This is a genomic window from Arsenophonus endosymbiont of Bemisia tabaci Q2, assembly GCF_902713415.1.
Lineage (GTDB): Bacteria > Pseudomonadota > Gammaproteobacteria > Enterobacterales > Enterobacteriaceae > Arsenophonus.
In genome coordinates this window covers 1-9,394 of the sequence record NZ_CACTIE010000154.1, presented here as the reverse complement: position 1 = coordinate 9,394, position 9,394 = coordinate 1, and the positions used below count along the sequence as shown (strand labels likewise).

The 9,394-nt window shown below is 37.7% G+C and carries 9 protein-coding genes and 2 pseudogenes; 7 read left to right on the top strand and 4 right to left on the bottom strand.

Going from position 1 to position 9,394, the window contains the following annotated elements; all coding sequences use genetic code 11:
- The first annotated feature begins 193 nt into the window (after nucleotides 1–193).
- The 3 genes from ARSQ2_RS08455 (at nucleotide 194) to glyS (ending at nucleotide 3,834) form a co-directional block, all read left to right on the top strand.
- Nucleotides 194–565 (top strand): M10 family metallopeptidase C-terminal domain-containing protein, encoded by a 372-nt coding sequence (locus ARSQ2_RS08455; RefSeq protein ID WP_181995020.1) that lies wholly within the window; start codon nucleotides 194–196, stop codon nucleotides 563–565.
- Between the two features lie 278 nt (nucleotides 566–843).
- The gene (gene glyQ, locus ARSQ2_RS08450) at nucleotides 844–1,755 is read left to right on the top strand and encodes a glycine--tRNA ligase subunit alpha (RefSeq protein ID WP_181995019.1); all 912 of its coding nucleotides are present in this window, start codon (nucleotides 844–846) and stop codon (nucleotides 1,753–1,755) included.
- A gap of 9 nt (nucleotides 1,756–1,764) precedes the next feature.
- Nucleotides 1,765–3,834 carry a glycine--tRNA ligase subunit beta gene (gene glyS / locus ARSQ2_RS08445; RefSeq protein ID WP_181995023.1) on the top strand — a complete coding sequence of 690 codons (2,070 nt, stop codon included), beginning with the start codon at nucleotides 1,765–1,767 and terminating at the stop codon, nucleotides 3,832–3,834.
- 153 nt (nucleotides 3,835–3,987) lie between these two features.
- Here glyS and ARSQ2_RS08440 read toward each other — a convergent pair whose 3' ends face one another.
- On the bottom strand, nucleotides 3,988–4,425 hold the full coding sequence (locus ARSQ2_RS08440) for a hypothetical protein (protein WP_181995018.1): 438 nt from the start codon (nucleotides 4,423–4,425) through the stop codon (nucleotides 3,988–3,990).
- A gap of 7 nt (nucleotides 4,426–4,432) precedes the next feature.
- On the opposite strand from ARSQ2_RS08440, the gene ARSQ2_RS08435 reads away from it, so the two are divergent.
- Together ARSQ2_RS08435 and ARSQ2_RS14050 are read left to right on the top strand one after the other, a co-directional pair.
- The gene (locus ARSQ2_RS08435; protein WP_181995017.1) at nucleotides 4,433–5,179 is read left to right on the top strand and encodes an IS630 family transposase; all 747 of its coding nucleotides are present in this window, start codon (nucleotides 4,433–4,435) and stop codon (nucleotides 5,177–5,179) included.
- 11 nt (nucleotides 5,180–5,190) lie between these two features.
- Nucleotides 5,191–5,379: a hypothetical protein gene (locus tag ARSQ2_RS14050; protein WP_181995024.1), complete on the top strand. Its 189-nt coding sequence runs from the start codon at nucleotides 5,191–5,193 to the stop codon at nucleotides 5,377–5,379.
- A 315-nt stretch (nucleotides 5,380–5,694) separates the two neighbouring features.
- On the opposite strand, the gene ARSQ2_RS14940 is transcribed toward ARSQ2_RS14050, so the two are convergent.
- Complete coding sequence (locus tag ARSQ2_RS14940) at nucleotides 5,695–5,817, bottom strand: DUF1090 family protein (RefSeq protein ID WP_181995022.1); 123 nt, start codon at nucleotides 5,815–5,817, stop codon at nucleotides 5,695–5,697.
- Between the two features lie 282 nt (nucleotides 5,818–6,099).
- On the opposite strand from ARSQ2_RS14940, the pseudogene ARSQ2_RS08420 reads away from it, so the two are divergent.
- Together ARSQ2_RS08420 and gorA are read left to right on the top strand one after the other, a co-directional pair.
- Nucleotides 6,100–6,944: pseudogene (locus ARSQ2_RS08420) on the top strand (23S rRNA (adenine(2030)-N(6))-methyltransferase RlmJ).
- 111 nt (nucleotides 6,945–7,055) lie between these two features.
- Nucleotides 7,056–8,421 (top strand): annotated as a pseudogene (gorA, locus tag ARSQ2_RS08415) (glutathione-disulfide reductase).
- A gap of 292 nt (nucleotides 8,422–8,713) precedes the next feature.
- Here the strand turns inward: gorA and ARSQ2_RS14935 are convergent.
- Nucleotides 8,714–8,812, bottom strand: a complete 99-nt coding sequence (locus tag ARSQ2_RS14935) for a hypothetical protein (protein ID WP_420837762.1) — start codon at nucleotides 8,810–8,812, stop codon at nucleotides 8,714–8,716.
- 183 nt (nucleotides 8,813–8,995) lie between these two features.
- Nucleotides 8,996–9,307, bottom strand: coding sequence for a transposase (locus ARSQ2_RS08405; RefSeq protein ID WP_238334404.1), 312 nt, complete (start codon nucleotides 9,305–9,307; stop codon nucleotides 8,996–8,998).
- Nucleotides 9,308–9,394 lie beyond the last annotated feature (87 nt).

The following is a 9,394-nucleotide window of genomic DNA, read 5'->3' as shown; positions in this document are numbered from 1 at the left end:
GCGACTTAATTTTGATTACAAAATATATGTTTTTCTCCAATATAAATTTACTGATATAGAGTAATTACTTGTAATCATTTTAAAGTCGCCCAGCTATATAAATCCAATCACCTTTAGTAAAAATATAGCTAAGATTCATTCTTATGTTCTTTTCACTCCGCCATATCAAGAATCTCAACAACCTGAACATATAGTGAGAACCAATAATCACAAGGAATTATTTTCTCCTTCCTTAGAAAATGAAACACTATCTTCTAATATTTTTGTTTATACTGATTTTGAAGAGTCGTTACCTACACCACCTGATATGATAATGGATTTTCGAACAAACAAAGATAAAATTGATTTGTCGGCGATCAATGCCAATCATAATGATGCGAAAAATGGTAAAAATTTTATTCATTTTGTGCTCGAGTTTAACGCTGTTCCTGGCGAAACCGTTATATCTTATAACAATAGAAACCATTTTCATTATATCAGTATCAATGCTGATGATGATTTAAAGCAAGATTTTGTCATTAAAGTTGCAGCTAACATTGTAACGGCCCATGATTTTATTTTATAAATAGACCTTGCGCGGTCATATGAATATGGCAGAAAAAGTATTGCAGTAAGCCAAATTAAAAATATCTTTTTTGCTGATAACCGTTGAATTAATTTTCAATGTTAATGATTAACTAGTGATGGAGCTAATCAATCAGCTAACTTAAAATTACTAAAGATTTATTAGGCTGTTTTCATGTAAAACAACATCAATGTGTAATCAGTGCTGCATATCTGTTCGCCAAAGGGTATACTGAATCACTTTTTTAAATCACAATCTATCTATCGCGCCAATCTAACATGCAAAAGTTTGATACCAAAACCTTTCAGGGATTGATCCTAACATTACAGGATTACTGGGGGCGTCAAGGCTGCACCATTGTTCAACCATTTGATATGGAAGTTGGTGCAGGGACGTCCCATCCGATGACTTGCTTGCGGGGACTAGGTCCGGAGCCAATCGCTGCTGCTTATGTGCAACCATCTCGTCGGCCAACTGATGGACGTTATGGTGAAAATCCTAATCGTCTTCAGCACTATTATCAATTTCAAGTCATTATTAAGCCTTCACCGGATAATATTCAAGAGTTATATATTGGTTCATTAAAAGCATTAGGGGTAGATCCCACTGTTCATGATATCCGTTTTGTTGAAGATAACTGGGAAAACCCAAGTTTGGGAGCCTGGGGAGTTGGTTGGGAGATTTGGCTAAATGGGATGGAAGTCACCCAGTTTACCTATTTTCAGCAAGTCGGAGGCTTGGAGTGTAAACCGGTTACCGGCGAGATCACCTACGGGCTTGAGCGCTTCGCTATGTATATTCAAGCGGTTGACAGTGTGTATGAGCTAGTCTGGTCTGATGGCCCGTTAGGCAAAACAACCTATGGTGATATTTATCATCAAAATGAAGTTGAGCAGTCGGCTTATAATTTTGAGTATGCTAATGTTGATTTTCTCTTCAAACGTTTTGAAGAATATGAAAAAGAAGCACAATATTTATTGTCACTAGAAACGGTATTGCCTTTACCCGCTTATGAACGAATTTTAAAAGCTGCCCATACGTTTAATTTATTGGATGCACGTAAAGCTATTTCAGTCACTGAGCGGCAACGTTATATTTTACGTATTCGTACCTTAATGAAAGGGGTTGCAGCAGCTTATTATGCCGCTCGTGAAGCATTAGGTTTTCCAATCTGTAAAAATAAGAATTAAGAGGCTGTCATTATGCAACAGACTTTTCTGGTGGAAATCGGCACAGAAGAGTTACCGCCGAAGGCTCTTCGTTCATTAGCTGGATCATTTGCGGCAAATTTTAAACATCAATTAGAACAGGCTGAACTGCAATACGGTGAAGTGCTTTGGTATGCCTCTCCCCGTCGTTTAGCATTAAAAATCACCGATTTGCCCGCACATCAGGCTGATCGTGAAGTTGAGAAGCGCGGCCCGGCAATTAGTCAGGCTTTTGATGCGACAGGTAAAGCGACGAAGGCCGCTGAAGGTTGGGCTCGTGGCTGTGGCATCACCGTTGAGCAGGCAGAACGTTTGGTCACCGATAAGGGGGAATGGTTATTTTATCGTGCGACCAGTAAAGGCCGTGCCGCAAAAGAGTTGCTTGTTGATATGGTAGCAAATGCATTGAATCAGTTACCGATCCCAAAACTGATGCGCTGGGGAGACAAGGCAACACAATTTGTCCGGCCTGTTCATACCTTAATCATGTTATTGGGTGATCAGCTGCTCGAAGGTGAAGTATTGGGTATTCAGAGCGATCGCGTGATCCGTGGCCATCGATTTATGGGAGAAGCTGAACTGACTATTGATTCAGCGGAACAATACCCTGCGATCTTACTTGAACGTGGTAAAGTTATTGCTGATTATGAAGAGCGTAAGTCCTTAATCAAGTATGAGGCGAATAAGGTAGCACAGCAATTAGGCGGTATTGTTGAATTGTCCGATAGTTTACTCGAAGAAGTAACATCATTGGTTGAATGGCCAGTGGTATTAACCGCAAAATTTGAGCAGAAATTTTTGTCTGTACCAGCGGAAGCGTTAGTTCATACCATGAAAGGCGATCAAAAATACTTCCCAGTTTATGATCAGATTGGTAATTTGATGGCTAATTTTATTTTTGTTGCCAATATTGAATCTTCTGAGCCACAGCAAATCATTGTTGGTAATGAAAAGGTGATCCGTCCACGTTTGGCAGATGCTGAATTTTTCTTTAAAACCGATTGTAAAAAGCGTTTAGAAGAATATTTACCCAGACTGGAAACAGTTTTATTCCAAAAACAACTTGGTACATTGCGTGATAAAACCGATCGTTTAGAAGTGTTAGCCGGCTGGATCGCAGCTAAAATGGGTGCCGATGTCAATCATGCTACTCGTGCTGGTCTGTTATCCAAATGTGATTTGATGACCAATATGGTGTTTGAGTTTACCGACACACAAGGTGTTATGGGGATGTATTACGCCCGTCGGGATGGTGAAGCGGAAGATGTGGCGGTGGCAATCAAGGAGCACTATCAACCCCGTTTTGCTGGTGATCAGTTACCTTCTAATCATATCGCGGTTGCGTTGGCGCTGGCCGATAAAATGGACACTTTGGTAGGTATTTTTGGTATTGACCAACCACCTAAGGGCGATAAAGATCCCTTTGCTTTACGTCGTGCGGCGCTTGGTGTATTACGTATTATTGTTGAAAAGGGTTACGATCTGGATTTATTAGCATTAACACAGCAGACGGCCCAGTTGTATGCTAATAAGCTAACCAATAAAAATGTTGTCGATGATGTTGTTGAGTTTATGCTGGGACGTTTTCGTGCTTGGTATCAAGAGCAAGTTTATCGCATTGATACTATCCAGGCTGTTTTAGCTCGTCGGCCAACTAAACCGGCAGATTTTGATGCTCGTGTGAAAGCCGTTACCCATTTTCGGACTTTGCCAGCGGCAGAAGCACTGGCGGCGGCTAATAAACGGGTTGCCAATATTCTGAATAAGTCAGATGAAAAATTGAATGACAATGTTGCCGCAACAGTGTTAAAAGCGCCCGAAGAGGTCACTTTAGCGGCTCATCTGGTTATTTTAGAAGATAAACTGGCACCATTATTGGCTGACGGACAATATCAGAGCGCATTAACTGAATTAGCTTCACTGCGAGAGGTTATCGATGCTTTCTTTGATAATGTAATGGTGATGGATAGCGATCAAATAGTCAGGATCAATCGTCTGACCTTGCTAAGTCAGTTGCGTGATTTATTTTTACAGGTAGCTGATATCTCTTTATTGCAATAATCTATTCAGCGATTAAAAATCCCTTAAATTAATCTTCAAGGGATTTTATGTATAATTAATTATTTTTTATTTCTGTTATTACCTATATTGGCACTTGTTCTTGTAGGTAATCACCAGTAACCATACTTGGTAAGATTACTGATTTGGTACAATTTATTGTGCGGTGAAAACTTGTTCCCAAGCAGCAGGAAGTTGGCTTGTGTTGTCTTTAATGATATTTAAAGTACCATATTGATAGCGTGTTACCTTACCAATTGGGAAAACTGTTGGCTTATCATTTTTTTGAGCGCCAATAGCGATTTGTCCTTCATCAATAAAGCTAGCTTTATTAATTAAAGTGATATCTAATTTAACCGCAGGATCGCGATTTGCGTTATCAACATTCCTGATATCATATGCAGTTATCGTTCCCTCCTCATTATTTTTAAATTGGCTATTTACCAACTGATATTTTTGGTTTTTAGCGATCAATTGATCATTATATTTAATAGCTGTATCTAGTACGGTTATTTTAACAGAGTCATCACCTTGAATAGTTTTATTGTTTATGAGGTGTGAATATATATCTAAGCGACTTAATTTTGATGACATTATTTATATGAGCTATTCAATTGATTTTAGACGTAAAGTGATATTTACGATGGAAGAAGAAGGGTTGAGTATCCGAGAAACAGCGAAGCAATTTCGGATTGGTTCTGCATCTGTATCGCGTTGGATTAATCAAATAGGGCCAAAAGCATCGACTACGCATCAGCGAAAAATCGATAAATCCGAGTTGATAAAAGATGTTGAACAATATCCAGATGCTTACCAAAAAGAGCGTGAAGAGCGTTTTGGCGTTTGTCAGAAGGCCATTTGGCAAGCTCTTAAAAAAATGGGATTGACCTATAAAAAACTCTACGTCATCCGAAAGCCGACGAAAACACTCGACAAACGTTTCAACAAAAAACAACAGTATGAAAAAAAAGGCAAGCATATTGTTTTTATTGATGAAAGTGGTTTTTCACACGATATCCCGTGGACTCACGGCTATTCCCCGAAAGGTCAACGGTGTGTTGGTCTCAAGAACTGGGGAGCTAAAGGAATAACAAATGTTATCGGCGCTTTATTGGGCACAACGCTGTTTGCTATCGGATTATTTGATATCAATATTAACAGCGATGTTTTCTATGCATCGGTGACCCAAGTCCTTATCCCAGTACTGCCTAAAAACAGTGTAATCGTGATGGATAATGCAACTTTTCACAAGAAACAGAGTATTCAACAAGTCATAATCGATGCGGGGCATATGGTGGAATATTTGCCTACCTATTCGCCAGATCTTAATCCAATTGAACATAAATGAGCACAAGCTAAATGCAAAAAAAGAGCGCTCGGATGCTACACAGATATTTTGTTCGCACTCAATATGGTGTAATCAAAATTAAGTCGCTTAGCTATAGCGCCACCAAATTGGTTGCCCATACGGTCATTAAAACGTTCTGCCGCGCGGATCAAATGGGCAATAAGTGGAATATTACAGATAACATCAACCCACTTCTTTGAATAGGTTAATCCTTTTTTACCACTAACAAGACTTTTGCTCAATGTGTTTTTCACCTTTTTCCTCTCCTTAGGCTGCATGGCTATCATTTGCTCAAAATTATTTTTAAGCATGACCTATTTTTATTTAAATCCGTTTAATTTGCTGATGATTTATTTACTTGCTTTTAATATTTCCTCTGCTTTATGCAGTTCAATTTTGGCTTTTTGCAGTTTTTGTTGCTGCTTACTAATTTTATTCTTATCTTTTTTGCTTCTGCCTCTTTCAAGTCAACTTGACGTTCTCTAACTTTTAAGCGTTTTTTCTCAACTTCATTTTTATTTTTTTTGATATATAAACTCAGAGCTACAATTATTCTCTAAATTTTTTAAAGCCGTTTTTAACCCATCAATTTTATCTTGATTATTATCTTTTTTGCATATTTGATTTGGGTCTGTAATGTTTTTTTTATTTCACACAAATTTATATGTTGGTTAGCAAATACCAAGTTACTACCAAGCATAAATGCAATACAATATATGGATAATGATATTTTTCTCATCGTCTATTCACCTTTTATTGTTAATATTGTTAATAGTCTATTTAGCATAATGCTATAAATATGTTATGTCATTATGAGAGTTTAATGTTACTGTGATAAAATGTATGGTAATATAAGTATAATAGTAGTTATACTTAGCCCCCGCAAAAACAGTTTTTTTACATTAAATGGTAATAAATTTATGTTAAGCTATCGTCACAGTTTCCATGCTGGTAGTCATGGCAGATGTATTAAAGCATACTGTGCAAAGTTTGATTATTGAGTTTCTCAAGGAAAAAGAAACGCCTTTTCTGTATCTTGATACTCATGCTGGAGCTGGTCGCTATCAACTAACAGCTAGGCATGCTGGTAAGACGGAAGAATATCTTGAGGGAATTGCGCGCTTATGGCAACGAGATGATTTGCCCACAGAGTTAGCTGCTTACCTAACAGTAATGATTAAACTGAATGCCAAAGGTTGATCTTCACTATTATCCAGAATCGCCATTATTGACTAAGTTTTTATTACGCGAGCAGGATAAACTGCTATTGACGGAATTACACCCTAGTGATTATCCCATACTAAGATCAGAATTTGCCAAAGATAAACGAGCACAAGTTTTATGGCAAGATGGTTTTCAACAGTTAAAATCTAAACTCCCGCCATCAAGCCGTCGAGGCATTATTTTGATTGATCCACCATATGAATTAAAATCAGATTATCAATCAGTGGTTAACGCTGTTTTAGAAGGTTATAAGCGGTTTGCTACAGGAATTTACGCTATTTGGTATCCAGTAGTTTTACGACAGCAAGTTAAGCGAATGATGCACGGACTGCAAAATAGTGGGATCCGTAAAATACTAAAGATTGAATTAGCAGTACGTCCAGATAGCGATCAGCGAGGAATGACGGCGTCGGGCATGGTAATTATTAATCCACCATGGAAATTGGAACAACAGATGCGTACGTTTTTACCATGGTTACATAAGGTTTTAGTGCCCGAAGGAATAGGTCATACCTGTGTAGAGTGGATTGTGCCGGAATAGATTTTTTATTCCTCATTGTAGTTTGGTGGTTTTTAACGGGTTATTAATAAATAGCTCTATAAGAATGTTAGTTAAACTGTAATTTAATTAATAAAATAGAATAAATTAACGATGAATGAGCATTATAATTATATTGCTATTGGTGGTGGTAGTGGTGGAATTGCTTCAATAAATCGTGCTGCTATTTATGGTCAGAAATGTGCGCTTATTGAAGCAAAAGCAGTAGGTGGAACTTGTGTTAATGTTGGTTGTTTACCCAAAAAGATCATGTGGTATGCCGCACAAATTGCAGAAGCGATAAAAGCTTATGGGCCTGATTATGGTTTTAATACGAGTATTAATCAATTTGATTGGCAGAAATTGATCACTAACCGACAAAGCTATATTAATCGTATCCATCAGTCTTATGAACTTGGTTTGAGCACTAACAAAGTTAAGGTAATTAATGGCGTTGCGCGTTTTATTGATGCTCATACCATTGAGGTTAATAGTAGCAGGCTAACCGTAGATCATATTCTAATTGCCATCGGTGGGAGACCTACTTGGCCTAATATTCCCGGCGCGGAATATGGGATAGATTCAGATGGTTTTTTTAAATTAACATCTTTACCTAAACGAGTCGCAGTAGTGGGTGCTGGTTACATCGCTGTTGAATTGGCTGGCGTATTGAATGCTTTGGGTAGTGAGACCCATTTGTTTGTTCGCCAATATGCTCCTTTGCGTCATTTTGATCCTATTTTGGTTAAATCATTGCTAGTGATCATGGAAAATGAAGGTATAACATTGCATACTGAATCTATTCCTAAAGCTGTGATTAAAAACTCTGATGTTAGTTTAACTTTACAATTAGAAAATGGCCAAGCTCAAACTGTTGATACATTATGTTGATACATTAATATGGGCAATTGGTCGTGAGCCAATGACAGACAATTTAGGTCTTGATCTGGCTGGTATAGAACGGGATAGCAAAGGTTATATTAAAGTTGATAAATTCCAAAACACTAATATAGAAAGAGTATATGCAGTCGGTGATAATACCGGAGCGGTCGAATTGACCCCAGCTGCTGTAGCAGCTGGCCGTCGATTATCAGAACGTTTGTTTAATAATAAACCTGCTGAGCATCTGGATTACAGCAATATACCTACAGTAGTATTTAGTCATCCGCCAATAGGCACCGTTGGTTTGACTGAACCACAAGCAAAAGAAAAATTTGGTCGCGATAAGATTAAAGTATATCAATCCTCTTTTGTTTCAATGTACACAGCGGTAACTGCTCATCGTCAACCCTGCCGTATGAAGTTGGTTTGTGTTGGTGAAGAAGAGAAAATTGTCGGTATTCACGGTGTCTGTTTTGGTATAGATGAAATTTTGCAAGGTTTTTCTGTTGCATTAAAAATTGGAGCTACTAAACAAGATTTTGATAATACCGTGGCTATTCATCCAACGGCGGCAGAAGAATTTGTTACTATGAAATAATCACTGTCTTGTCAGTGGTTATTTTGATTGATAGGTTTTTAACCCGTGAATTAGATTATTGGTTAAGGATTATCGGCGGAAAACTAACGCTATTAGATGGTTGATAATATAGCTTAATTTATTAATGGTACTGTTACTTGCTTATCGTAATAATAACTATTCAATTCATCCAGAACTTACAATAAAAATCTATTTTTAATAAAATAGTCTGTTTTATTATTTATTTTTATCATTTGTCTGTTAACCAATTAGCGATATAATCGGCTATCTATTCAGGAGAGTTAATATTCAATTACAGAAGTTGGGTAGCTTGTTTGTCATCGCTTGCGACTGCTATAAGGTATTGATCCATGATATCCAAGAAAGGGTGATTGGAAGTCGCTCGATACAGTGCAATTGTAGGGATACTTTCTTCTTTAAATCCTTCAACTATAGCTAAGCGACTTAATTTTGATTACACTATATTGAGTGCGAACAAAATATCTGTGTCGCATCTGAGCGCTCCTTTTTTGCATTTAGCTTGTGCCCATTTATGTTCAATTGGATTAAGATCTGGCGAATAGGTAGGCAAATATTACACCATATGCCCCGCATCGATGATGACTTGTTGAATACTCTGTTTCTTGTGAAAAGTTGCATTATCCATCATGATTACACTGTTTTTAGGAAGTACTGGGATAAGGACTTGGGTGACCCATGCATAGAAAACATCCCTGTTAATATTGATATCAAATAATCCGATAGCAAACAGCGTTTTGCCCAATAAAGCGCCGATAACATTTGTTCTTCCTTTAGCTCCCCAGTTCTTGAGACCAACACACCGTTGACCTTTCGGGGAATAGCCGTGAGTCCGCGGGGTATTGTTTAAAAAACCACTTTCATCAATAAAAACAATATGTTTGCCTTCTTTTTCATACTGTTGTTTTTTTGTTGAAACGTTTGTCGAGTGTTTTCGTCGCCTTTCGGATGACGT

Coding starts and splice junctions, on each gene's coding strand:
- glyQ (WP_181995019.1), top strand. CDS start 844: ATGCAAAAGTTTGATACCAAAACCTTTCAGGGATTGATCCTAACATTA.
- ARSQ2_RS08440 (WP_181995018.1), bottom strand. CDS start 4,425: ATGTCATCAAAATTAAGTCGCTTAGATATATATTCACACCTCATAAAC.
- ARSQ2_RS08435 (WP_181995017.1), top strand. CDS start 4,433: ATGAGCTATTCAATTGATTTTAGACGTAAAGTGATATTTACGATGGAA.
- ARSQ2_RS14050 (WP_181995024.1), top strand. CDS start 5,191: ATGCAAAAAAAGAGCGCTCGGATGCTACACAGATATTTTGTTCGCACT.